The organism is Candidatus Paceibacterota bacterium (assembly GCA_035530615.1).
In the GTDB taxonomy this organism is placed as follows: Bacteria; Actinomycetota; Actinomycetes; order Nanopelagicales; family Nanopelagicaceae; genus QYPT01.
This window is the reverse complement of the sequence record DATKUL010000001.1, coordinates 287651-312389: the sequence shown is the minus strand read 5'-3', so window position 1 is coordinate 312389 and position 24739 is coordinate 287651. Positions and strand designations below refer to the sequence as shown.

Below are 24739 nucleotides of genomic sequence, written 5' to 3'. Positions count from 1 at the left end.
GTCAGCATCAATCAATCTTCTAGAGTGAGTTTTTCCAGTGAAGCGCTAAGCCGCGCAATACTTTCTTGATCAACATTCGTTCGTAATCGGTTGAGGGCTTTGGACGTCTCGCGATATTCGTCGAATATCGTTGCGCACCTGTCACAAATTGCGATGTGGGATTCAAGGCGGGCGAGTTCCTCACTGCTCATTGGCGTTGACGGATCGCGATCCAAATATCGAATCAGGTGCGCCCTCACCCAATGGCATTCTGGCATGGACATGACTTCCGAGATCTTCACGCTCTCACCGTCCTTTCTTTAGTCTTCTGCATTGATTTGCGGACTTTGGCCACTGCGCGACTTCTGCGCGACATCACAGTTCCAATGGGTAGGCCCAGGATTTCAGCGCACTCCGAATAAGAAAAACCCTCAACATCCACGAGTATCAGAACTGATCGAAACTCCTCCGCCAGGCCGTTAACGGCCGCAGTCAGTGCTGGATCCACCACTTTGCGTAAGGCATCTTCTTCGGCTGACCGGGGAGATTCCGCTCCGAAGGCGGGTTTGCTCTCCGGTAGCAGTGTCCAGTCATCGACGTAGGTCGGCTTCTTCTTTCTCCACGCGTTGCGGGAGGTATTACGAAGAATGGTCAATAACCACGCCCTTGGATTGGCCCCGTCGAAACTATCCAAAGCTCCAAAGGCCTTGATCAACGTCTCTTGCACTAGATCTTCGGCGTCGGCGGAATTACCAGTTAGAGAGCGTGCCACTCTAAGTAGGACCGGAATTTCCGGTTCGACAAAGAGCCGAAATGATTCGGATTTACTCATCGTCATTTCCCCAATGAGTCACTGGCACGCTTCCAACGTAGCACCTTGTTCCTAGGAGGAGGTTTCTAGGACTTGTGCATCCGACTTGGCAGAGCCACGGTCAATGCACCCAGGATCAACCCAAATACAACGTGGCCCATTAATGACTGCCAAGCCATAGTGTTGAAGTCGAAAAGTGGCATATTCAGTTTTGCTGGCATCAGAATGAGTCCGCCCAGAACCCACCAGAAGATGCCGTAAGCCATGCCGTAGCCGAGGCCCGCAGAGATGTTTGTTAGTTTCTTCTCTAGAAGCAGACTGAATGCGATTCCGATCATCATGGAAATAACGATGTGAACCGCCCACCCGACTGCATTCGACGTGCTTCCAACGAGCATCGCGATTGTGCCGATCATGTCGAGCATATTCATCATCATTCCGAAGACGATTCCGGCGACCACACCGCCCATTGCTCCGACCATGACTCGCTGGGTTGGGGTGCACGAACAGGTGATGCCGTTGTTCTTCCGTGAAATAGTTTGATTTGTCATCTTCTTTTGCTCCTCCTAAAGAGTGTTCTGCCAGGCGACCCAGCGGGTGGCGCGACAAGGGTGATGTGTAGGAAGGTTGCGAGGGGGCGATTTAATTCCCGCTGAGGTGTCACCCGCCGATCGAGCGGTCGAGATTCGGGAAATTCACCGACTAGGGCCTATCTACCACCGTTCACTCGCGAGGGCTTGCCTGTACATCCAGTCTTCGCCCACGTATGGCAGGAAAAAAATGTAGATTCCTTTCCGGTAGTTTTGTTTACAGCTGCTCTGGGAATCAGAACTCCCCATTCGCACACTGGACATGATTTGAGTCTGATGTTGGAATGAGTGGGACATATAAAGCGGAGAGATTCGTTTTTATGAATGATCATGGGCTTCGAACATGTGGGACACCGCGGTGGCAAGAAATCGCAAAGTGGGATGTTGCTGCAGTAGGAGCCGTTTCCCTTGGGACTCACCAAGATTTGCCCACTCTTGCAGACGGGGCAAGGGCGGTTTTGATCGACCGTTAATCCGACATGTTCGCCGAGCTTCGTATCTAGTAGTTCCAGCGTGAATAATGACGGAGAGGAAATTGGAGATATTAGGTGGCATTCACGACGTGCACGGGTAAGCGCGACGTAAAAAAGTCGACGCTCTTCCCCGTACTGATGTGGCTCCTTCTCTGGCATTACAAGTGCCATCACTGGATCATCTTCAATGGTGGACGGAAAACCTCGAAAATCTTGGATCATATCCATGACAATCACATAATCCGCCTCCAATCCCTTGGCTGCGTGGATCGTGCTTACTTCCGCCGGTCCTTTCCATAACGAAGCCAAAATGCGTTTGTCAGGCAGATTATCGGTGTACCTGGCCAACACACGAAGACTTTTTGTTGGATCGGTTGATGCGGAACCAATTCGCGAGATGACTTTTTTCAGATTCTCCATATTTTCCGCTTGCTCGGTGTCCCAATGGATGACAACTTTCCCGGGAGCGTCCAAATCGGATTTTGATGTCACCGTCTTTTGAAGTTGCAGCGGATTCCTTAGGATAAATTTCCGCGATAAGTCTGCGATTTCTTGGGGGAGCCGATAGGTCTCGGCGAGGTCCACACGTTTCCGATTCAACTTTGGTGTGCTTGCAGCCCTCATAATGGAGATATCACTGCCACCGAACCGATAGATCGATTGCCAGTCATCCCCTACGCACATCACCTCCAAATTCGGATTTGCGCTCTTCATGGCTTCTATCAGCCTGAAGCGGTCCTTCGAAATATCCTGAAACTCATCAACAAGTAAATGAGTAAATTTGAACTCATACTCGCCTCTCAGGATCGAATCTGCCGCGCCATTGATCAGTTCTGAAAAATCTGGCAAATTCCTCTTTTTAAGTTCCATTTCATAGTTAGCCAAGAAGATGTTAAAGACATTGAGAAAGGCGAGACTCCTTTTATCATTCTTTGAAAGGGCTAGCAGGTCACTACCTGAAAGGCGCTGCGCACGCACATGAATCAAGAATTGGTCGCAGATCTTCAGGAATCTCGAGTAGTAACCAAGTTTGTTAGCTTGAGCAAGGACTTCTTTGTAATCTCTTTGATCTTGAATGGCGCTTATGGCACGAAGAGCGTTCTCCAATTTGCTTAGGAGATTCCCTTCCATCAGATCGTAATAGTACAGAGAAATGCAATGAGTCTCGTTGCTAGCGTGAACGTTCTTTTTCCATTCTATTCCCGCTAGGTAGGCGTCTTGACCAATTCCTGGAGCGGTATTTCCTTGTCGATCGATACCGAAGTATTCAATGTAAATTTCTCTCTCATCTGGAAGATATACGGTGAAGTCCGGTGTATGGCGTTCTCTGGGGATACCAGAAACGTCATAAAGGGCTTCGTATTTGTACTCAAGATTGTGTGTAAAAAGGAAGTTGGCGATCAACCATTCTCCATGGCTTTTCACGTTCTCGTCCATCAAGGATTTGAGAATGGTGGCTTGAACGTATGCCCTGTATTCAGAGAGGTTATGAAAGTCTTCATATGGTCTTTTAGGTACTAGTTCCTCAGAAAAGTACATTGAAAGAGATTGCAGAGCTCTCTCGTCAAGGACATCATCCATTTGTTTTCGGAGGAAACTGGCCACTTCGCCACTCTCACCGAAGGCGACGCCGGTTCGCTCTCCCTCACTCTTGATAATCGAATTACCAAAACCATGAAATGTCTGCGCAGAAATATTTATGTTCGAAATTTTCGTTCTAACTGACAACTCTTCAGCAGCAGCCTTGTTGTAAGCGAGCATCAGGATTTCGTCCTCCTTGGCTCTTCCGGATTCGACTAAATACTTGGCTCTACCGACAAGGAGAGATGTCTTCCCAGATCCCGCTCCCGCCACAACCAAAGTTTCCTGTGCGTGGGAGGTGGCGGCGATTACTTGAGTTAACGATAGTTCTAAGTTGTCGGGAAGGTCGACAAGTTCACTGAACCGCTCGATATCTATGCGTTCGAGAGAAGCCTGATAAGCGCTCATTTGTTGAACCGCTTGATACTCGACAGTCTTCTTTTTCGACCAGAAGAGTTTCTTGAGCCACGCGAGCATACTGTCGGCCTTCTTCCCAGATTCATGGAACGGTAACACTAGATACTCGCATGTAGGTGCCTCGTAGCCACCTCCCCTATTCAGATGACGGGAGATTTGAGGGCCGCTACTAGCCTGCCCAGATGTCAGTTGGTCGATCTACACTGAACCAGGAAGAGACCTAACCGATTAGAGCGGAGAGAATTTGTGTCGAAAGCACAAGCTAAGCCCGAGTGGAAGAAAGCCTTTGCCATCCTCGCGGTCCTACTATTTGTGATGACGCCTGTTGGACAACACGTATATATGAGCGCCAGCCACTGGGTCGCGAATAAATACGTTGCGTCCATGGAACACCTTTTTTCGAAGATTCCCGGGGCGACACCAAGCGTGACAGCAAAGCCCTCGAAGTAACTTGGGAAGAGGCATAGGCGCTTTAAGACTTCTCTAGACGGGTTGGGAATCCCAGGCATAAACTCCCCGACATGACTTCACGCGCCGATCACAAAATCATCCTCGAAGAATCCGAAATGCCCACGCAGTGGTACAACCTGATTGCAGATCTGCCATCACCGCCGCCACCGCCACTTCACCCAGGAACTCACGAGCCGATCGGCCCTGAAGCGCTCGCCCCGTTGTTCCCGATGGATTTGATCATGCAGGAAGTCACCACTGATCGATACGTTGATATTCCGCAAGAAGTCCAGGACATCTACAAACTCTGGCGGCCATCCCCGCTATTTCGCGCCCACCGTCTCGAGAAGGCACTTGGCACACCCGCCCGTATCTACTACAAGTACGAAGGCGTAAGCCCCGCTGGTTCGCACAAGCCAAACACCGCAGTTCCTCAGGCCTACTACAACGCCAAAGCAGGAATAAAGAAATTAACAACCGAGACTGGTGCCGGCCAGTGGGGCACAGCCCTCGCATTCGCAGGTGCTCTCTTTGGAATCGATGTCGAGGTCTGGCAAGTAGGAGCCTCCTACGATCAGAAGCCCTACCGCCGCATGATGATGGAAGTTTTCGGCGCGAACGTTCATCGTTCGCCGTCAATGCTCACCCAAGCTGGTCGCAATCAGTTGGCACTCAACCCAAATCACACCGGCTCACTCGGCATCGCAATCAGCGAAGCAGTTGAAGTCGCCGCGCAAGATCCCGCAATCAACTACGCACTCGGTAGCGTTCTCAACCACGTGCTTCTGCACCAGACAATCATTGGCGAAGAAGCACTCAAACAATTCGCAAAGATCGGCGACTATCCAGACGTCATCGTCGGTTGTACCGGCGGCGGATCCAACTTCGCAGGCCTCTCGTTCCCGTTCATTCGCGAAAATCTCAAGAACGGCAAAAACACAAAGATCCGCGGAGTAGAACCTGCATCATGCCCATCACTCACACGCGGCGAATACCGATACGACTTCGGCGACACCGCTGGAATGACGCCACTTATGAAGATGCACACTCTCGGTCACGATTTCGTACCAGACCCAATTCACGCCGGTGGCCTCCGCTATCACGGCATGGCTCCGTTGATCTCACATGTTTACGAACTTGGTCTCATGGATGCTGTTGCGATGGGGCAACTCGATTGCTTCGCAGCAGGAGTTCAATTTGCCCGCACTGAAGGAATTGTGCCCGCACCAGAACCAACTCACGCACTTGCGGAAATCATTCGCCAAGCCAAAGAGTGCAAAGAGACAGGCGAAGAGAAAGTTCTTCTCACCGCCCTCTGTGGTCACGGCCACTTCGACTTGGCCGCTTACGACGCATTCCTCGGTGGAACGATGATTGATCACGAACTATCAGAGGCATCGATTCAAGCGGCTTTGGAGACGGTGCCAAGGATTTAGAGGATGGGACTCAATCACTCTATTCGAATTGTTGGTAATCCCGACAGATGTGGCATCACAACAAAAAGTTTTTGCACTTTTGTTGCGCAACAAGGAACTTGGATAAAGCGCGCATAAGGATACCTAATCTATTTTGGTCAATGTCAATAATACTTTCCAGCAGCAAAAGCGGTACTGATGCGTCTTGATAGCGTGTAATTCTAATGTCTCTCTCTAGGCAATTTGGATTATTGCCGTAGTCAATTGGCTTATTGATTCAGGGAATCTCGATGCTTTTTTATTCGTTGAACCTCTAAATCTGTGACTTCCAATTGTCCGGCACGAAGCAATGCATGCATCAGAATACTCCTGGCTAAAGTGACGACTTCGAAACAAGAATCAAGAAAAAGTGCGCAAAGTATTCCGAACAGCCAGTGTTCCAATTTCGGCGGGACCAGTTCTGCGAATGCCCGGTATCCGACTGCTCCAATAACGGTCGTCAACTGTATGCCAATTGCAATTACGAAAGGACTCAAAAATCCTAGGACTCCTGAGTTGCTTGCTGCTAGGAGCCTCATGTACGACTCAGAGATGAGTGCGACTACAAGGGCCATGGAAGCCGCGACGACACCGAGAAGGGCAGCAGAAATTGAGAGAAAATCGCCGGAAATGCTCACTCGTTCGCTGACATTGACAAGGCGCACCAGAAATACGGTCGCGATAGTTGCAAGCAGAGCGCTTGAAAGAAATTCGAAGGAGAATAGTTCAGATAACTTAAGGCGCCCAACGGAACCCCAGAACCCAACTTTCCTTCTAAGTTTTCCCATTTCTATCGCGCTCCTCTAATCCTGCTCCTTGCCAATGTTCCTGACTGCCCTTAGCACGTTCGTGGTTGCAGTATTCCAGTCATCTCCGACATCCGTGATCGGCGCACGCAAGACGCTTTCACGCTGATCATATTTTACTCTAGCACCATCTTTATTTCCTCTGGCCAAGACTCTTCCGAATGCGATCATGGCGGCCCGTATGAAACCTTGGCTGGTTTTGTCATTCGAGATTGCCTGTCTATCAAGTCCTTCTTCTCGGTCCAGTGCGGTGTACTTCTCTGTGATCGATTTTGCCCTAAGCGCATCTAGTCGCGCGAATAGATCATTGAACAACTCCTCTCCATCGGGATTTGGGCGTTGAAAAGTTAAAGTCAGGCTTGTGAGTTGGTCGAGGTCACTCATCCACGTAAGGAATTCGTGCTCGTCTCCCACTGGTTCGATATCCCACGCTGTAGCGTAAGAACCCGAGTTTCGTTCCCCTCGGTTAAATATCTCAGTGAGTACCTTATCTAGAACTATTTCCGTTGTGAACGTAGGGTGTTTTAAGATGCCAAGAAGACGTCCTTTTTCAATAAATACAAGTGGCGCAACTGCTGAATCTTCTCTCTCAACGACCTTGTCAATCCACATTTGATTTATGGGATCCCAAGATTGAGATAGTGCTTCGGCGGTTCGCGCCCAACCCAAGTGTCCAGTGAACTCGCGCCTCTTGTGGTCATATTCAAGATTTCCTATTTGCCAAGTTCGTTTTGGGTTCCGGCCGCTGGTGGCTGGCTCGCCTTTTTCAAGCACACTTTTTATGTGTGCAAGGAGATCCTCTGGAGCCTTGAATAGAGAGGGATCGCCCGTCATCGGGCGTCGGTTGATTTTATAAATTAGCACTTCGACGGTGCGACCGCTAAACCAGGGTTTCCCGATTTCGCTGGCGTCGCGGTTAACATTTGACTTATCTTTCGCCTCACCCGGCACTGTATCCACCTCATCTCGTAGTGCCAACCCTTGTTTATTAGGCAACCTTAGACAAATGGCTACGAAAGTACTAGATGCTATTTAGTGTTTAGTGGTCCAATGTTATTGAACATGCAGAATGGTCATTTTTGACGGAGCCGCCATGACGGTACCATCGAAATAAGTGCCTGCCCATCCCTGACCAGAAACTCTTGCAATATCGCCCCTGACCTCGGGCTTGCTTCACTATATATTTAACTCGCACTGGCTAGATCTTCAACTTTCCATGATAACCGAACCTGAAAATTCTTTTTGTCAGCCTCATCGCCTAAAGTATTCCTATGGCCTTCACCTTTGTTGATCTCTTTGCAGGGATTGGAGGGTTCCACGCAGCATTGGGAGCGATGGGCGGAAACTGTGTTTATGCCTCCGAGATAGATAAAGATGCAGCAAGGATTTACCAGCGCAATTGGGGATTGAAGCCAGATGGAGATATCACTCTGGCTGCGAACGATGACACTATGGAAGTCCCGGCACATGATGTTTTGGTTGGTGGATTTCCTTGTCAGCCATTCAGCAAGTCGGGAAAACAGCATGGTATGGAAGAAGCGCGTGGCACACTATTTTGGAACATTGCGAAAATTGTTGAGGTGCATCGTCCAACTCTCGTGCTCCTTGAAAATGTTAGGAACATTGCAGGGCCAAGGCATATTCATGAATGGGATGTGATTACTTCTACTCTCCGCCAATTGGGCTATCGAGTTAGCGATGCGCCGATGGTTGTGTCACCCCATCTAATCCGTCCTGAATTCGGCGGACGTCCTCAAGTAAGGGATCGTGTTTTCATCGCGGCTACCAAAATTCCAAAGGGGAGGAGGGAGCATGCCTTGCACACTGATATTCCTAATTTAGATTCGGTAACCTTGAATTGGGATCCTCAGAATTGGAATCTTAAAGTTGATTTACCGTTGGAAAAACCCAAAACTGCGAAGGCGAAGGATGCGGTCGCACTTGGTGATGCGGAAGTGATCTGGATTGAAGCATGGAACGAATTTGTTGAGATTATGCGTGAGCGCTTAAGTGGAGCATCTCTACCTGGGTTCCCGATCTGGGCTGATGATTGGGTGCATATTGAGGATCTTTACATCCCGGCAGGCACGCCTGATTGGAAATCCAATTTCTTAACCAAAAACGCTCAGTTCTATACGGAGCACAAAACAGTTCTTGATAAGTGGCTCAAGCGTTGGAACAACCTTGCAGATTTCCCTCCAAGCCGTAGAAAATTTGAATGGCAGGCACAAAATGCCACGAATCTATGGGAAACGGTGATGCACTTTCGCCCTTCGGGAATTCGTGCGAAACGTGCCACATATTTACCTGCCCTGGTTGCAATTACACAGACCTCCATTGTCGGACAGCAAAGGCGCCGAATTAGCACGCGCGAAGGTGCCAGGTTGCAGGGCCTTCCTGATTGGTTCGACTTTGTCGATCAACCCGACGCCCTTACCTTTAAGCAACTTGGCAATGGTGTAAATGTTGGTGCTGTTTATAACGTAATTAGAGCACAAGTTCTGCGTGATTTAGATTTACTTGGAGATCATCATGTATTAGTTAGATCGATTTTAGGTGCCCCACCGAGTCCTGATCTAGTGCTAGCCAACCACGCCAGGTTTCATGAGTTGTCTGTCGAATCCAAGAAGTACCATTTGGATTTTGATATTCCACTCAAATTAGTGAAGTAAATCTGAATTAGGTCGGTAAGACTTCCCAACCAAATATCTTTCCCTTGCCTCCGCAAGGGTGTCTCCACGCTCCTTCGAAATCCTTGGTAATTACTTCTTTCACCAAGTTTCTGGAAGTGAAAATCTGGTTGGCAAATTCAATCATTGGAGTAATACCTAGTTCACCCTTGCTGGGGTCATTTTTTCTGCATACCTCGCGAACATTCAGCACATATTCTGAGTGAGTAGGATGCAGTAGCAGCGCTTCGATACAAGTATCAAAATTATATTCAAAGCAATATCCGACAACTGCCTGTCTTCGGCCCATTGGGGCAGATCGCATTCTTTTTATGTCGTGAATCAAAGACCGATCCTTGAGATATGGAGAAAGAATTTTTTGAACACCGTAGTCATTGTTTTTTCCATTATTCCCAACAAGAGCAATATGCTTGATTTCGATTGCCCATTCTGGTGTTTCAAGAGGTGATCCATCTGTGGATAGAACTAAGTCGCAACTTGCTCTAGGAATATTGGGGTATGGAACCTCACGTTGGCTTGCGTTTGATGGATTGAAATCTGATGAATGGTCACCCCTCCACCAATTCAACAATTCTTCGACAAATTTGGGCTCGCGCATCGTCTTCACGCCTGGGAGATAGACCTCGCCCGTTCGTTGATTTGAAGATTCATGCTGAGTATGTTGGTCAACTTTGACCAAGCCTTCGGCAAATCTCTCCAAGATTTTGTCGAGTTCCATGGCGCCTTTCTAGTTCGTTGCTAACGAAATCGTAGTGATATTATGCAAAAAATGAATGCGAAAGTAGAGTGAAACCTGCCGCTATGCCTCCTAAGCAATACACAGGGTGAACCTGGCGGCGATGCCGATAATTTAATAGTGGGAATGTACATCCTGCCAAGTTGGCGGTACTTTCTTGTGAGCCGCGAGTGCATTTTAACCGATAGGCTTGAAATTTATGGAAAGGCTCTGAGTAAAGATATGGACGACTCGCCGATAGCATCCGTGACGCCATGGAAGCAGCGTTACTGGCGCAGGGCAAGGCCTTTTTACCCAGTCTATAGCGGTGACCACTTCAACCTCGTTGCTTACGACGCATTCCTCGGCGGCACGATGATTGATCGTGAGTTTTTTGATGCTTCGATCCAAGCGACCTTGGAGACAGTGCCAAGGATCTGATTCGAAGGGACAATGGCCTCTAGTTCGTTCTGGGAGAGGCTCATAATATTACGACGCGCCAGCGTCCTGGTGGGCTGGAAGACCATGGTGCGGAGAACCTACGCTAGCGTTCAACATTGATTCAATGCTTTGGATTGCGGGGGCTACCGATGGCGACCAAATCTCCGAAATTTAAGAGTGTATTTACCCTAGGAGGCATTGCTGCCGAAACCGATAATTTGCTGGAGGAGGCATTTTACAATTCAAGCGACTATAACGTGATCTCTTCAAAGTCCGACCGTCGGTGTTTCATCATTGGTAGGACTGGCTCCGGAAAATCGGCCTCTTTACAAAGACTCGAAGACGAGCATCCAGAACACGTTATTAGAATCAATCCAGAGAATCTCGCATTGCCATACATCACAAATCTGCAACTAATTCAGAAGTTAGATGGACTTGGAGTTAACCTTGACCTTTTCTGGTCCATGCTTTGGAAGCACGTATTGTTGGTTGAAATAATAAAGCACCGATACCATGTAAATTCTGCCATCGCGAAGCAAAATTTTTTTACGATTCTGCGTGAAAAGATTACTTCTGACCATACAAAGAAGCAGGCGCTAGATTATCTTGAACAGTTCGAAGATCGCTTTTGGGAAGATACGGACGTCCGAATCCGCGGTATTACGGAGTCTTTTCGACAAAAGGTGGACGAGGCGGCAAGCGTCCATCTGATGACCGCGGGCGTCGGCGTAGGCGCAGATGGCGGAACAGAAGTAGAAAACTACGTAGAGACGCGGCGTGAAGAAGCCGATAGGTATCAAAGGATTGTGAATGACACCCAACTAACTCGGCTAAATGCGATGTTGGATGTGCTTGACGAATACATATTGGATGACGACCGTAATTTTACTTACGTGGTAATTGATGATTTAGATAGGGAGTGGGTCGATGAAGGAATAGCAAATGACTTGATTCGATGCCTCTTCCGGACAGTTCTAGATTTGAAGCGAGTGGGCAATCTAAAGATTCTGGTGGCGCTTAGATCGAATATCTTTCAGGAGTTAGATTTTGGGCGAAAGAGCGGCGGCCAAGAAGAGAAATTCCGAGGACTTGTCCTGGACTTAAAGTGGTCGCCCGCGGATCTCGAGGAGATGCTGGATGAGAGAGTTGCAGTTGCCGCGGCAAAGTCGGGAATAGTGGCGAAAACATTGGACGACCTGCTTCCAAATCCCAATAAGACCCGCGGAAATGCTCTCGACTATATTTTGGATCGCACCCTAATGAGACCACGAGATGCGATCTCGTTTGCTAACGAGTGTTTTATAGCTGGGGCGGATAAGAATCGTCTCGGTTGGGAAGAAATCCAGTCGGCCGAACCGATTTACTCGAGCAAAATGCTCCTTTCGCTGCGAGACGAATGGAAGGGCACTTACCCGAGCATCGACAAGGCGGTCGAGAAATTTAGAGGGAGCCCAATGAAGATGTCTCGGGAAGAGTTGACCCCTCGACTCGACGAGATTTTACTTCTTGTGAGTGATCCCAAGATCGATGGCGTTGGATGGCTGACCGCCGTTAGCAGTGAAATGTGGAATTCTCCACCCGGAGTCTACGATTTCACTATTTACCAACCGTTGTTGGAGATACTTTTTTCGACAGGCCTACTTGGATGCGCAACCAAAGAGCGAGCACTTCCTACCTATTACTTTGAGGATCGTCACTTTATAAGTCGAAGCACTACGTTCGCCAAGGCAATGTATTTTCACATACATCGTGCCTACCAATCAGGCCTTGAAATCAAACCCAGTGCGTAGTTCGTGCAGTTTAGGAAATTCTTAACACTTTCTTTAACCAGTGTTTCGAAGGCCTGCCGCGATGCCGTTGATTGTCAGGAGTAATGCTCGTCGGAGCAGAGGATCGGTACTTGCTTCTGCAGAGCGCACCCGCTCCAACAAGTTGACCTGAAGCAGATGCAACGGGGCGAGGTAGGCATCGCGAACCCCGAGAGTTCTCGCCAACAGAGGTTGATCACCCAGCAATTCGCTCTTCCCGGTCAATTTCAAGATTTCCGACTTTGTCAGTTCGAATTCTTCGGTAATCGTGTCTAAGAAGTGGTGAAGTGGCTCTGGCGTCAGGCGCGAAACGTATCGGCGCGCGGTATCCAAATCTGTTTTAGTCAATGTCATTTCGACGTTGCTTATGAATGTGCGGAAAAAGTGCCATTCCCTTAACATCTGCGCGAGGACTTCACTCTTGCCAGATTCACGGGCGGCTTTGATGCCGCTACCAACGCCGAACCAACCTGGGACGATCTGCCGAGATTGAGTCCAGCCAAATACCCAGGGAATCGCACGAAGACCTTCTAGACCAATACTCGCGTCAGGGCGACGAGAAGGACGAGAACCAAGGAAGAGATCCCCAAGTTGTTCAACTGGGGTTGAAGCGTAGAAATACGCGGGTAGATCAGGATGATCGATTAATGTCCGGTATTGCTTGAATGAACTCTCGCTTACGAAGTCCATGCACTCATCCCACTTTTTCAAATCCTCTGGATTTTGACGGGGACCACGGTTGAGAACAGTTGCTTCTAATGCCGCGGCGAGTGTGAGCTCGATGTTCTCTCGCGCAAGTGCGGGAAGAGAATATTTGTCGCTGATGACTTCGCCCTGCTCGGTCATTTTGATCTGGCCGTCGATGGAACCCCAGGGCAGAGCAACGAGTGCGTCATATGTTGGGCCGCCACCGCGACCGACAGAACCACCGCGACCATGGAAGAGGCGCAACTTCACGCCGTACTTCATTGCGACATCGCGGAGTCTGCGCTGTGCGCGATGAATTTCCCACTGGCTAGTTGTGATTCCGGCATCCTTATTGGAATCTGAATATCCCAACATCACTTCTTGTACATCGCCGCGGAGCGCAACAAGTTTTCTGTAGGTGGGTTGGCTCAGAAGTGATTCCAATATGACATCGGCTGAACGGAGTTCGGCTACAGTTTCAAGGAGTGGTGCGAAGCCAATGAGCGCCTTGCCTTTTGCGATGTTGACGAGTCCTGCTTCTTTGGCGAGGACGACTGCCGCAAGAAGGTCATCGCCGTTCTTGGTCATGGAGACGATGTAGGTCTCAATGGATTCAGGGCCGAAGCGATCAATGAGATCGCCGATCGCTTTGAAGGTATCCAATGTCTTTTTGCCTGGAGCATCGAGGCCGTCGGCGAGGTAGTAATAAGGGTGGTCGAGTTCCTTGGCCAGTACGTCGAAGCGTTGTTCTGATGTGAGCTCTTTGTAATTTGGAACTCCGAGTAGTTGGGCAAGTGCGTGATGGTGCGCATTTGCGTGCTCGCGGATATCCATCGTCGCGTGGGTGAGACCGAAAGTTGATACGGCGCGGATTGTGCGCTCAAGCAGGCCGGTGGCGATGAGTTCGCCGCGGTGTTCGAAAAGTGAATCGCGCATGAGGGTGAGGTCTGCGAGAAGTTCGTGAGTGTCTTGGTAATCGCGGTGAGGAACGTGCTCGGTGCCTGCGGCGTGACGGGCACGGGTGAAGTTGAGACGGTGCACGATTGCGGTGGCCTTGAGACGGTAAGGCTCTTCAACGTTTTGCCTGCGGTAGCGCGCTTCGATTTCTGGAATAAGTTTTAAGTCAAGTTTGACGGACTCCTGTAGTTCGCTAGAGGTGCCTGCGATCCGCGTTGATACCGAAAGAAGCTGGCGGATTTCATTCATGGCGGCGAGGGTGACCCGGATTGCGTGACCGACTTGAAGGACCATTGTTTCTCGGGTGACGTCCGGTGTGACATTTGGATTGCCGTCGCGGTCGCCACCGATCCAGGTGCCGAATGAGAGTGGGCGAGATGTGGGTGAAATTTCTACATCCACTCTTCTGAGTTCGCGGGCGAATTCATCGAGGACTTCTGGGACGGTGAGAGTGAAGAGATCATCCAAGTAGAACATTGCGTTCATTGCTTCATCAAGTGGTCTTGGTTGTTCGAGACGGAGTTCGTCGGTCTGCCAGAGGAGATCGACAATTTCACCGAGCCTGCGTGTCTGTACTGATGAATCGTCTTGATCGAGAAGATCTGCGACCTGTCGTAACTTGCTAAGGATGGATCGGCGGGCGGCTTCGGTGGGGTGGGCGGTGAAGACCGGGCGGACCATGAAATCCTCAAGCCAATGTGCAATATCTGCGTTGGTAAATTCGTGACCCGGGGTTGGATTTTTTTGAGCGGCGATGATTTTGTCGACGGCGCGAGATAGCCAAGAGCCGACTGCCTCTCTCTCTGCTGCGAGAAGTCTTGAGCGGTGAACTTGCTCTGCAATGTTGGCCAAGTGAAAGTAGGTGCTGAAGGCTCGTACGAGTTGTACGGATTGATCGACGCTTACGTTGGCCAGGAGTTCTTCTCCACCGCCTTCGCGCACGGCCAGGCGGACTGCTTCGACAAGTTCGAGGAGGGCTATCCCTTCTTGTCGGACGAGTGTCTGTCCCAAGAGGTCGCCGAGTTTGCGGACATCACTGCGGAGTTCAGCGTCATCATTTGCAGGATTGTGCTCGACAGACATGGCTTAATCCTGCCAGGTCTTTGCTATTAGAATGACGCTTGCCCCCTCCGGGTTTTCGGAGTTGGGGCATATTGGCGTTTCATGCCAGGACGGGAGTGGTCAAGTGCGCGGACTTCTTCCTGCTCTGTCTCAGACACCGGACATTGCTGATGCACTCACCGGCACTGGCACATTGGTTGCACCTGCGGCTCTCTATCCATTCCTTCTCGCGATGAAGGCCAGTGAGCATCCTCTCATTGTTGTCACATCATCGAGTCGTGGGGCTGAAGATCTCGCCTCAGAGCTTCGAACTCTGCACGATAACGTCTTTGAATTTCCCGCTTGGGAGACATTGCCCCACGAAAGACTCAGTCCACGCAGCGACACCGTGGCAAAACGGATTCATGTCCTCTATCAAATGGAGAAACTACGACGAGAAGGTGCCTCAATGCATCCGATCATCGTCACACCTTCGCGGGGATTGATTCACCGGTTCATCTCCGATCTTGCCAAGTCTCCCCTGATGGAGTTGGAACGTGGACAAGAGATAGGGCTGGAGAACCTCGTTGTCCATTTATCTGCGCTGGCTTATACGAGGACCGATCTGGTCGAGCGCCGCGGAGAATTCGCGGTGCGCGGCGGAATCGTGGATATCTTCCTGCCTCTCTCCAATCACCCCGTCCGAGTGGATTTCTTTGGCGATGAGATTGAAGAGCTGAGTTATTTTGAAGTCGCAGACCAGCGGAGCTACAAACCTGTCGAAGGCGCACTGCCTATTTATCCCTGTCGCGAACTGCTTTTAACCGCCACGGTCAGGGCGAAGGCGGCGGAATTGCCAGCAAGATATCCAGCGGCCAAAGAGATTTGCGAGCGTCTGGCTGAGGGAATTGTGACGGAGGGGATGGAGTCGCTGATTCCATTGCTGGTGGATAGCCAGGAGAGCATCCTTCATCGGGCATTACCGAATACGGAATTGATCTTTATTGAGGAGGAGCGGATTCGCTCAAGGTCGGCGGATCTGCTTGCCACCAACCAAGAATTTCTTGCTGCCTCATGGTCGAATGCCGCATTTGGGGCAGATGCACCCCTTTATGACGGAGAGGGCACTTACCTCACGTGGGACGAATTGCAGGCGGAGCTTGTTTCTTTAGAAATCGGCTCACGGAATTTCAACTCATTTGGAAGTGATTTGGATGAGGAGACGATTTTTGTTGACTGCTCACCGATAGAGCCGTTGCGTGGCAATACGGATAAAGCAGTCGCAATCATTACTGATTCGCTGTTGCAGAATCACGCTGTTGTCTTCTCGGCACTTGGCGCAGGTATGGCCGAGCGCTTTGCTGACATTTTCCGCAATGCAGATTTGCCGGTGCGGATGGTTGCCGATTTACAGAGCCAGCCATTGCGCGGCACGGTCTATGTCACGACTTCGAAGTTGAGTCACGGTTTCCTTTCACATACTGCATCCCTGCTCTTTATGACCGAGAGAGATCTCTCCGGACATAAGGGAAGCGGGAAGGATGGAGATTCGCTTCCATCGCGCCGTAAGGCGACGATTGATCCGCTGGAATTGAAGGCGGGTGATTACGTTGTTCACGAACAGCACGGAATCGGTCGCTACATCGAATTGGTACACCGCACCGTTGGAACAATCACTCGCGAATACCTTGTTATTGAGTACGCATCGGCAAAGCGCGGACAACCCGGAGATCGCATCTTCGTCCCGACAGATTCATTGGAGCAAGTCAGCAAATATGTGGGTGGTGAAGCACCAACCGTGCACCGCATTGGAAGTGGTGATTGGCAGAAGGCAAAGGGGCGCGCGCGAAAAGCCGTGCGCCAGATCGCGGGCGAACTCATCCGCCTTTATGCCGCACGGACGAGTGCGCCGGGCTTTGCTTTCTCACCTGACACTCCGTGGCAGCGCGAATTGGAGGACGCCTTCTCTTATACGGAGACACCGGATCAGCTTTCAACCATTGAAGAAGTGAAGCGGGATATGGAGCGCCCCTATCCGATGGACCGCATTATCTGCGGCGATGTGGGATATGGAAAGACTGAAATCGCCATCCGGGCCGCCTTTAAAGCCGTGCAAGACGGCAAGCAGGTCGCCGTCTTGGTGCCGACCACGTTGTTGGTGCAGCAGCACACGACAACCTTCGCCGAGCGGTACTCAGGATTCCCAGTGAAAGTCGCCGGCCTTTCGCGCTTCAACACGGCCAAGGAAAGTAAAGACATTCTCAACGAACTCGCTGCCGGATCCATCGATGTGGTCATCGGAACTCATCGCTTGCTCTCCTCTGATGTCACTTTCAGAGATCTCGGTCTTGTCATTGTCGATGAAGAGCAGCGCTTTGGTGTTGAGCAGAAGGAATCGCTGAAGAAGATGCGAACCACTGTTGACGTTCTGGCGATGTCTGCGACTCCGATTCCGCGCACCTTGGAAATGGCAGTGACGGGAATTCGCGAAATGTCGACGATCACGACTCCGCCGGAGGAGCGTCATCCGATTCTTACTTATGTGGGACCGAGTGAAGAGCCGCAGATTGCCGCGGCGATCCGTCGTGAGTTACTTAGGGACGGCCAAGTTTTTTACATTCACAACCGCGTGGAATCCATCGATCGCGCAGCATCGCATCTGCAAGAACTCATTCCGGAAGCACGTATCCGCGTCGCGCACGGACAGATGAGTGAGCACATGCTCGAAGATGTGATCTTGGGATTCTGGGAACGCGACTTCGATGTGTTGGTTTGTACGACAATTGTTGAGAGCGGTCTTGATATCGCTAATGCCAATACCTTGATTGTGGAGCGGGCAGATCGTTTTGGTCTTTCCCAACTTCATCAGTTGCGGGGACGGGTGGGCCGTGGTCGCGAGCGCGCGTACGCCTATTTCCTCTATCCAACCGATCAACCACTGACCGAAGTCGCGTTGGATCGTCTCAAGACAATCGCGGCCAATACTGATCTTGGATCGGGTATGCGAGTGGCGCTGAAGGATCTAGAAATCCGCGGGGCAGGAAATCTCTTGGGTGGCGAACAATCGGGTCATATCGCCGATGTTGGTTTTGACCTCTATATGCGGATGGTGGGCGAGGCGGTTGCGGACTACAAGACCGGGATCATGGAAGTGGAGGATAAGAATCTTGAGTGCAAGGTCGAGCTTCCTATCAATGCTCACCTTTCCCCTGAATATGTGCCGGGTGAGCGCCTGCGTCTTGACCTCTATCGCCGCCTTGCCGATGTCGCATCGCGTGAGCAGGTTGAGGAGATTCGCGCCGAGTTGATAGACCGCTTTGGTGATCTACCTCATGAAGCCGAGGCTCTGCTGGGAGTCGCCACATTGCGTGCCTTGGCCAAGGGGGTCAAACTCACTGAAGTTGTCCTGCAAGGCAAGTATTTACGTATAGGACCAATCAAATTGCCTGAGTCGATGCAACTTCGAATGAATCGGATCTATCCAGGCTCTCTCAATAAACCCGCCACAAATACGGTGCTCGTTGCTCTACCGAGTGCCCAGACATGGGGTCCGTCATCAGGAGGTGTGCAGATGGTGGATACTTCTCTACTGACCTGGGCAACCGAGGCCATTGAGACTTTAGTGAATCCGACGACGCCAATGAAAGCGAGCAAGACGTGAAAAGAATCATCGCCGTAATTACGGTAGCAAGTGCATTAGTACTGACTGGATGCTCGCAGGTCGGTGCCGCCGCAACCGTTGGAGACACCAAGATCACCGAAGCTCAGATACAGAAGAGCATTGATGCCGCCCTTTCCGAACGCAAGCAGGTCGATACCGCAGGGATGCAGTTGGAGACGGGCGCGAACTTCAACCGCAACCAACTCCGTTTCCATCTCATCTCCGTGCTCGTTGGCGAAGTAGTTGCTGACATGAAGATTTCCGTAACCAAGGCCGAGATCGATGCGCGTCGGGCAGAGATCTTGACCCAGCTCGGCGGCGAAGCGAACTTGCCTAAGGCACTAGTTGGCGCAGGAATTGCATCTGCTGATTTTGATGAGTACCTACAACTCATTCTCTACAGTGAGAAGTTGGCCAAGGCAGAAGTTGCTGCTGGTGTTGCAGAAGCCGACACCGGAACCGCCATTCAGAAGTTGGTCGTCGACAAGGCAGAGAAGATTGGCGTAACCGTCAATCCTAAATACGGTAAATGGGATCCAGCCACAGGTGATGTACTTGCACTTGATGCGGCAAGTCCTGCAGCAACTCCCGCACAGACTCCATGACCTCTTCTCACTTGCAACAACTTGTTGCGGTGATGGATCGGCTCCGCTCACCGGGCGGTTGTCCTTGGGATGCAGAGCAGACTCACGAGTCGTTGATCAAGTATCTCTTGGAAGAGTCGTATGAATTTATCGAAGCGGTCGAAACGGGTGACCGTGAAGCGATGCGTGAAGAACTTGGGGATGTGCTTCTCCAAGTTTATTTTCACGCACGCATGGCGCAGGAGCACCCAACCGATCCATTCTCTATTGAGGATGTCGCGCAGACAGTGGCTGAGAAATTGGTCCGTCGTCATCCGCATGTTTTCGGTGAGGTGGAAGATCTTTCCAGCGATCAAGTCCTAGAAAATTGGGAAGCGATCAAAGCTGCAGAGAAAGGTCGCACTTCTGCGGTTGATGGGGTGCCACTTGCTCAACCGGCGCTTCCGCTCGTTTCGAAGTTGCTCTATCGCGCCGAGAAGAATCGTTTGATGCTCGACCTTCCCTCGGTCATTGCCGAACCATCGGAGGCGACCGAAGCTGCCGTTGGTGACGTTCTGCTCGCAACAATCGCGTGGGCAAGTGCGAATAGCATTGACCCAGAAGGAGCATTGAGGTTAGCCGCTCGCCGACTTATCGCTCAGATAGAGGAATTAGAAAGCACGGTAGGATAATTGCTATCAACGTTGATTTTGCGCTCAATTGCGTCCTAATTGATCCACAACATTGACCTGAATTTGATCCAAATTAATATGCCAAATGAATATGACTGAGGAGATACGCAGTGGCCATTATTGAAGTTCTCGGAGCTCGTGAGATTCTTGATTCGCGTGGAAATCCAACTGTCGAAGTTGAGATTGCACTGGAAGATGGCACCCAGGCTCGCGCCGCAGTTCCAAGTGGAGCATCCACCGGCGCTTTCGAGGCAGCCGAACTCCGCGATGGTGGCAAGCGGTATGGCGGCAAGGGCGTAGAGAACGCGGTGGCTTTTATACTCGACGAAATTGCACCAGCAATCATTGGTTTTGATGCACAGGATCAGCGCCTCATCGACGACGAGATGATCGCACTCGATGGAACCCCCAACAAGTCACGCCTGGGTGCCAATGCGATCTTGGGTGTCTCACTTGCAGTAGCAAAGGCCGCTGCTGATAGCGCGGACCTTTCACTCTTCCGTTATTTAGGTGGACCAAACGCGCACGTGCTTCCGGTGCCGATGTTCAACATCCTCAACGGCGGAGCGCATGCAGATACAAATGTTGATATCCAAGAATTCATGGTTGCACCTATCGGTGCAACAACTTTCCGTGAGTCGCTCCAGTGGGGCGCGGAGATCTACCACGCACTCAAATCAGTTTTGAAGAAGCGCGGACTTGCAACCAGCGTCGGTGATGAAGGTGGATTTGCTCCAAACCTGGAGAGCAACCGTGCAGCACTCGACCTCATTGTTGAAGCGATTGCACTTGCGGGTCTCAAGCCCGGCGCAGATGTTGCACTCGCAATGGATGTTGCTGCTACTGAGTTCCATAAGGATGGAAAATATTCTTTCGAGGGTGCGCAGAAGTCTTCATCTGACTTGATCGCCTATTACGCCGAACTCGTCAGTGCGTATCCACTCGTCTCTATCGAAGATCCACTTGATGAAGAGGACTGGAACGGCTGGGCTCAGATGACTTCGGAGTTGGGCTCCAAGGTGCAGATTGTTGGTGATGACTTGTTCGTGACAAATCCGGTTCGCTTAGCCCGCGGTATTGCGAATAACACCGCGAATGCACTTCTCGTGAAGGTCAATCAGATCGGAACATTGTCCGAGACGCTCGATGCAGTCGACATGGCACATCGCGCCAACTACAGCTCGATGCTCTCTCATCGTTCTGGCGAGACCGAGGACACCACCATTGCCGACCTGGCGGTTGCGACAAACTGCGGCCAGATCAAGACTGGTGCACCGGCTCGAAGCGAGCGCGTGGCCAAGTACAACCAACTCCTTCGCATTGAAGAAGAGCTGGGCACGAGCGCTCGCTACGCGGGACGCACGGCTTTTCCTCGCTTTAAGGCATAGATTTCCGATATGGCATCACAGCGCAGCCCGAAATCTCAGACCCGAGGTTCGGGGCGCGCTATGACTTTTGCCCTGGTCCTCTTCATTCTGGCGTGGACCTTGGCCCCTCCGGCGCAGCGGTATTTCGCTCAGAAAGCCCAGATCAACTCGGTGCTGGCGCAAGTGGCATCGAATAATCAGGCTCTCGCGGATGCGGCCAAGGAGTTGGAGAAGTGGCGCGATCCTGAATACATCAAGACGCAGGCCCGCGAACGCCTCCACTTCATCCTGCCCGGCGAACGGCAGTACATCGTGACTGATCCGAGCGAGCCGTCATCTGTGGCACCCACCACTGCGGTGGCAAAAGATATTCCACGCGGTCTTCCTTGGTACAATCGACTCATCGCCTCGATTTCCGAGACAGGTGTCAAGTGAGGCAACCAACCTCGGATGATTTGAAGTGCATTGGAAATCAGTTGGGACGCAAGCCCCGTGACGTGCATGCCATCGCATATCGCTGTCCCTGCGGAAATCCTGCAGTTGTCGAGACGCCTCCGCGTCTGGGCGACGGAACCCCATTCCCAACTTTCTTTTATGCAACCTGCCCGCGACTCACGGGTGCGATTTCAACGCTGGAATCCTCCGGTCTGATGACAGATATGAATCGCCGGTTGGCGATTGATCCGGTACTTGCAGGTGAATATGCCGCCGCCCACGATGATTATTTGGCGGCGCGTGCGGCCCTCGGAATAGTTGTCGATGAGATCGAAGATATTTCGGCGGGCGGAATGCCAGATCGCGTGAAGTGCCTACATTCACTTGTCGCGCATTCACTGGCTACAGGACCTGGAGTAAATCCACTCGGTGATGAAGCCCTCGCACTCTTGCCCAAGTGGTGGCTGGATCAACCCTGCACGGTGGAGGGCGATGAATGAGAGTCGCGGCATTTGATTGCGGAACAAATTCCATACGTTTGCTGATTGCCGATATTGAAGGTAATAACTTTCGGGAGCTTTATCGTGGGATGGAGATTGTCCGCTTGGGACAGGGAGTCGATAAGACAGGACAATTTCATCCGGATGCAATCGCGCGAACACTCAAGGCCGTTGATAACTTCTCCGTCGAACTTCGCCGACGTGGAGTAGAGAAACTTCGTTTCGTCGCCACAAGTGCCACACGTGATGCAAAAAACCGCGATTTATTTCTCGAAGGAGTCCATGACCGACTAGGTATTTATCCAGAAGTCATCTCAGGTGATGAAGAAGCCGCGCTCTCCTTTCAAGGTGCATCCAAAGAATTACCTGCCAATGAAGCACCCTTCCTAGTCGTAGATATTGGCGGCGGGTCAACAGAATTCGTCTTCGGACGCACCGATGTGGAGGCGGCCAAGAGTGTCAATATCGGCTGTGTCCGCATGTCAGAGCGTCATTTTCACTTCGATCCACCGAGTGCCGAAGAGATTGCTCTGGCAACCGCTGATATTGATGCGGCGATCGAAGAGGCAGCAAAAGTGGTTCCAATAAAGAAAGCCAGAACGCTGATTGCAGTGGCCGGTACCGCGACTACAGTGGCAGCAGCAGCCCTGGGCTTAAGTGAGTACGACCCGCGTGCAATTCATCTTTCACGCGTTTCGGCCGAAAGAGTCCATGAGATTTCAAAAGTCTTCTTGGAGATGACTCATGACCGACGCAAAGCCCTTCCCTACATGCACGCGGGTCGAGTCGATGTCATTACCGCTGGCTCCCTCGTCCTTTCTCGGATCATGATTGCGACTGGTGCAGATGAATTTGTCGCCTCCGAAAGTGACATTCTCGACGGAATGGTTTGGTCACTTGCCAAGAGTTAAAAGAACTGACGTGGCAAAAGTCAGTGCACTTTCTCAATCGATTAAGGTCCTCAACGAAAATATTGTCGGCTGCAACGCATGCCCACGATTGGTGCAATGGCGCGAAGAGGTCGCCATCACGAAACGGAAGGCGTACATCGACGAAGATTATTGGGGCAAGCCCGTCACAGGATTTGGCTCCGAAGAACCGCGGATGATCATTGTTGGACTTGCTCCGGGTGCTCATGGGGCGAACCGCACGGGAAGAGTCTTCACGGGGGATTCATCGGGGGATTGGCTCTACGGGTCTTTGTACCGAATCGGAATTGCGAAAATTCCAACAAGTACCTCCAGGGATGACGGACAAGAATTGAAATTCACACGAGTGACAACCGCAGTGAGGTGCGCCCCTCCGGGAAATGCGCCCGAGATTTCCGAGCGCGATACCTGTGCGCCATTCCTGCGCAGGGAACTTGAGTTGTCGATGCCCACTGCCCGCGCTTTTGTTGCCCTCGGCGCTTTCGCTCTGACTGCATTGAGTAAAGCACTAGTCGATCTCGGTCACCCCGTGACAAAGGTGAAATTCGCGCACGGTGTTGAGCTGAAGTACCGCCACGAGGGCGTGGATTACCTCCTTATAGCCAGTTATCACCCCAGCCAGCAGAACACCTTTACGGGCAAACTCACACAGAAACAGTTGGATTCGGTCCTCCAGAAAGCAGGTAGATTTGCTTCCGTTATTGAGTAGCGCAAGTAAATAACGAATGTGGCCCTCGTAGCCCAATGGCAGAGGCAGAGGACTTAAAATCCTCCAAGTGTGGGTTCGACCCCCACCGAGGGCACCAATTTCCGCTGGATGGTGAATCTATACGTTATCTAAGAAGTTGCTGCGCCTGTTTCAGTAATTCTTCCGCACATCTCACTGCGGCATCTGCAGTTAAGAGTATTGGATTAATGGGAGATATTCCTTTCTGCGGTACCGATGACTGGGACAAGACCGCCGCTTCGGACCTGTCTTAGGAATGGAGTGTCCTTATCCCATTCGTGCAGAGTCAGGATCACCGGGTTGACTTCCCACCCAAGTTTTTTCCCGACTAGAGAGCATGCCTTATTGACCTGACGCACATCAGGATTACCCACAACCAAAACATCAACATCATGTGGAATTTTGCCCTCTGTACCCAACAGGCGATGGGCCCATGAGCCAAAAAGAGCGGCCCATTCAATTCCCGGTATGTGGATTAGTTCTCGTTGAAGCAATGGAACAGGACCCGAGAGGACCAGCAAGAGATCGCGAACCGGAGAGAAAAAAGGCGATATACGATTTGGCTCAAAGTAGCGATAGTTTCCAATTCTTTCTTCAGTGATCAATCCTGATTTAAGTAATCGACCAATCTCCCGGTGGACGGTTGGGTAGGGAATTTCGAGGTTGGAACTTAGGTCCTGGACTGAGAATTTTTTCTCCGATAAAAAGAGCGCGGACAGGAGCGTGGCTTGATTCTCCGACCGAAATAAGGGAATTGGAAGCACAGGAGAGGTTCTCATAAAGTGGATAGTACTCTCAACATTATGGATACACTAGTGAGTGGGCTAAATCGAAGTTCAACCGATCCCCACGCTCAATCTCTATGCCTTCTCACAGCAATCTTGCCTCAATTCGGGTGGACGGGAAGATTGCACGACCTACGATTGTTCCACTGTCAATGGAGATTCCATTAGCGGTTAGTCCTA

The 24739-nt window shown here is 51.0% G+C and carries 22 protein-coding genes and 1 tRNA gene; 14 read left to right on the top strand and 9 right to left on the bottom strand.

Annotated features, from left to right (window positions below; translation table 11 throughout):
* Window positions 1-11: 11 nt before the first annotated feature.
* The 4 genes from VMW30_01640 to VMW30_01625 form a co-directional block, all read right to left on the bottom strand.
* Entirely contained in the window at window positions 12-281 is a 270-nt protein-coding gene (locus tag VMW30_01640) for a zf-HC2 domain-containing protein (protein HUW87071.1), read from the bottom strand.
* Complete coding sequence (locus tag VMW30_01635) at window positions 278-811, bottom strand: sigma-70 family RNA polymerase sigma factor (GenBank protein HUW87070.1); 534 nt, start codon at window positions 809-811, stop codon at window positions 278-280. Before VMW30_01635 ends, VMW30_01640 begins: the two co-directional genes overlap by 4 nt.
* A 65-nt stretch (window positions 812-876) precedes the next feature.
* Complete coding sequence (locus tag VMW30_01630; protein HUW87069.1) at window positions 877-1341, bottom strand: hypothetical protein; 465 nt, start codon at window positions 1339-1341, stop codon at window positions 877-879.
* Between the two features lie 158 nt (window positions 1342-1499).
* Window positions 1500-3950: a UvrD-helicase domain-containing protein gene (locus VMW30_01625; GenBank protein ID HUW87068.1), complete on the bottom strand. Its 2451-nt coding sequence runs from the start codon at window positions 3948-3950 to the stop codon at window positions 1500-1502.
* A 147-nt stretch (window positions 3951-4097) separates the two neighbouring features.
* On the opposite strand from VMW30_01625, the gene VMW30_01620 reads away from it, so the two are divergent.
* The gene (locus VMW30_01620) at window positions 4098-4301 is read left to right on the top strand and encodes a hypothetical protein (GenBank protein HUW87067.1); all 204 of its coding nucleotides are present in this window, start codon (window positions 4098-4100) and stop codon (window positions 4299-4301) included.
* A gap of 71 nt (window positions 4302-4372) precedes the next feature.
* A complete protein-coding gene (locus VMW30_01615) occupies window positions 4373-5737 on the top strand; it encodes a TrpB-like pyridoxal phosphate-dependent enzyme (GenBank protein ID HUW87066.1) in 1365 nt (454 codons plus the stop codon).
* Window positions 5738-5985: 248 nt separating this feature from the next.
* Here VMW30_01615 and VMW30_01610 read toward each other — a convergent pair whose 3' ends face one another.
* The gene (locus tag VMW30_01610; GenBank protein HUW87065.1) at window positions 5986-6543 is read right to left on the bottom strand and encodes a hypothetical protein; all 558 of its coding nucleotides are present in this window, start codon (window positions 6541-6543) and stop codon (window positions 5986-5988) included.
* A 15-nt stretch (window positions 6544-6558) separates the two neighbouring features.
* Window positions 6559-7521 (bottom strand): hypothetical protein, encoded by a 963-nt coding sequence (locus VMW30_01605; protein ID HUW87064.1) that lies wholly within the window; start codon window positions 7519-7521, stop codon window positions 6559-6561.
* A gap of 311 nt (window positions 7522-7832) precedes the next feature.
* Here VMW30_01605 and VMW30_01600 point away from each other — a divergent pair, with 311 nt between their 5' ends.
* Window positions 7833-9233: a DNA cytosine methyltransferase gene (locus VMW30_01600; protein ID HUW87063.1), complete on the top strand. Its 1401-nt coding sequence runs from the start codon at window positions 7833-7835 to the stop codon at window positions 9231-9233.
* Between the two features lie 7 nt (window positions 9234-9240).
* Here the strand turns inward: VMW30_01600 and VMW30_01595 are convergent, their stop codons facing one another.
* A complete protein-coding gene (locus VMW30_01595) occupies window positions 9241-9969 on the bottom strand; it encodes a hypothetical protein (protein HUW87062.1) in 729 nt (242 codons plus the stop codon).
* 240 nt (window positions 9970-10209) lie between these two features.
* Between VMW30_01595 and VMW30_01590 the strand changes: the two genes are divergently transcribed.
* On the top strand, window positions 10210-10407 hold the full coding sequence (locus VMW30_01590) for a hypothetical protein (protein HUW87061.1): 198 nt from the start codon (window positions 10210-10212) through the stop codon (window positions 10405-10407).
* 116 nt (window positions 10408-10523) lie between these two features.
* Window positions 10524-12197, top strand: a complete 1674-nt coding sequence (locus tag VMW30_01585) for a hypothetical protein (GenBank protein HUW87060.1) — start codon at window positions 10524-10526, stop codon at window positions 12195-12197.
* Between the two features lie 33 nt (window positions 12198-12230).
* Here VMW30_01585 and ppc read toward each other — a convergent pair whose 3' ends face one another.
* Window positions 12231-14942 (bottom strand): phosphoenolpyruvate carboxylase, encoded by a 2712-nt coding sequence (gene ppc / locus VMW30_01580; protein ID HUW87059.1) that lies wholly within the window; start codon window positions 14940-14942, stop codon window positions 12231-12233.
* A gap of 31 nt (window positions 14943-14973) precedes the next feature.
* Between ppc and mfd the strand changes: the two genes are divergently transcribed.
* The 9 genes from mfd to VMW30_01535 all read left to right on the top strand — a co-directional run bounded on the left by mfd (window position 14974) and on the right by VMW30_01535 (window position 23853).
* Window positions 14974-18561: a transcription-repair coupling factor gene (gene mfd / locus VMW30_01575; GenBank protein ID HUW87058.1), complete on the top strand. Its 3588-nt coding sequence runs from the start codon at window positions 14974-14976 to the stop codon at window positions 18559-18561.
* Window positions 18558-19166 (top strand): hypothetical protein, encoded by a 609-nt coding sequence (locus tag VMW30_01570; protein HUW87057.1) that lies wholly within the window; start codon window positions 18558-18560, stop codon window positions 19164-19166. The genes mfd and VMW30_01570 overlap by 4 nt, the downstream gene beginning before the upstream one ends.
* Window positions 19163-19816, top strand: a complete 654-nt coding sequence (locus VMW30_01565) for a MazG family protein (GenBank protein HUW87056.1) — start codon at window positions 19163-19165, stop codon at window positions 19814-19816. The genes VMW30_01570 and VMW30_01565 overlap by 4 nt, the downstream gene beginning before the upstream one ends.
* Window positions 19817-19926: 110 nt before the next feature.
* The gene (gene eno / locus VMW30_01560) at window positions 19927-21204 is read left to right on the top strand and encodes a phosphopyruvate hydratase (GenBank protein HUW87055.1); all 1278 of its coding nucleotides are present in this window, start codon (window positions 19927-19929) and stop codon (window positions 21202-21204) included.
* A gap of 9 nt (window positions 21205-21213) precedes the next feature.
* Complete coding sequence (locus tag VMW30_01555; protein ID HUW87054.1) at window positions 21214-21618, top strand: septum formation initiator family protein; 405 nt, start codon at window positions 21214-21216, stop codon at window positions 21616-21618.
* Window positions 21615-22118 (top strand): DUF501 domain-containing protein, encoded by a 504-nt coding sequence (locus VMW30_01550; GenBank protein ID HUW87053.1) that lies wholly within the window; start codon window positions 21615-21617, stop codon window positions 22116-22118. Before VMW30_01555 ends, VMW30_01550 begins: the two co-directional genes overlap by 4 nt.
* Window positions 22115-23029, top strand: coding sequence for a Ppx/GppA phosphatase family protein (locus VMW30_01545; GenBank protein ID HUW87052.1), 915 nt, complete (start codon window positions 22115-22117; stop codon window positions 23027-23029). Before VMW30_01550 ends, VMW30_01545 begins: the two co-directional genes overlap by 4 nt.
* Before the next feature lie 10 nt (window positions 23030-23039).
* Window positions 23040-23756, top strand: coding sequence for a uracil-DNA glycosylase (locus VMW30_01540; GenBank protein ID HUW87051.1), 717 nt, complete (start codon window positions 23040-23042; stop codon window positions 23754-23756).
* Between the two features lie 21 nt (window positions 23757-23777).
* A tRNA-Leu gene (locus VMW30_01535) sits at window positions 23778-23853 on the top strand.
* 106 nt (window positions 23854-23959) lie between these two features.
* On the opposite strand, the gene VMW30_01530 is transcribed toward VMW30_01535, so the two are convergent.
* Window positions 23960-24553 (bottom strand): winged helix-turn-helix domain-containing protein, encoded by a 594-nt coding sequence (locus VMW30_01530; protein HUW87050.1) that lies wholly within the window; start codon window positions 24551-24553, stop codon window positions 23960-23962.
* Between the last annotated feature and the right edge of the window lie 186 nt (window positions 24554-24739).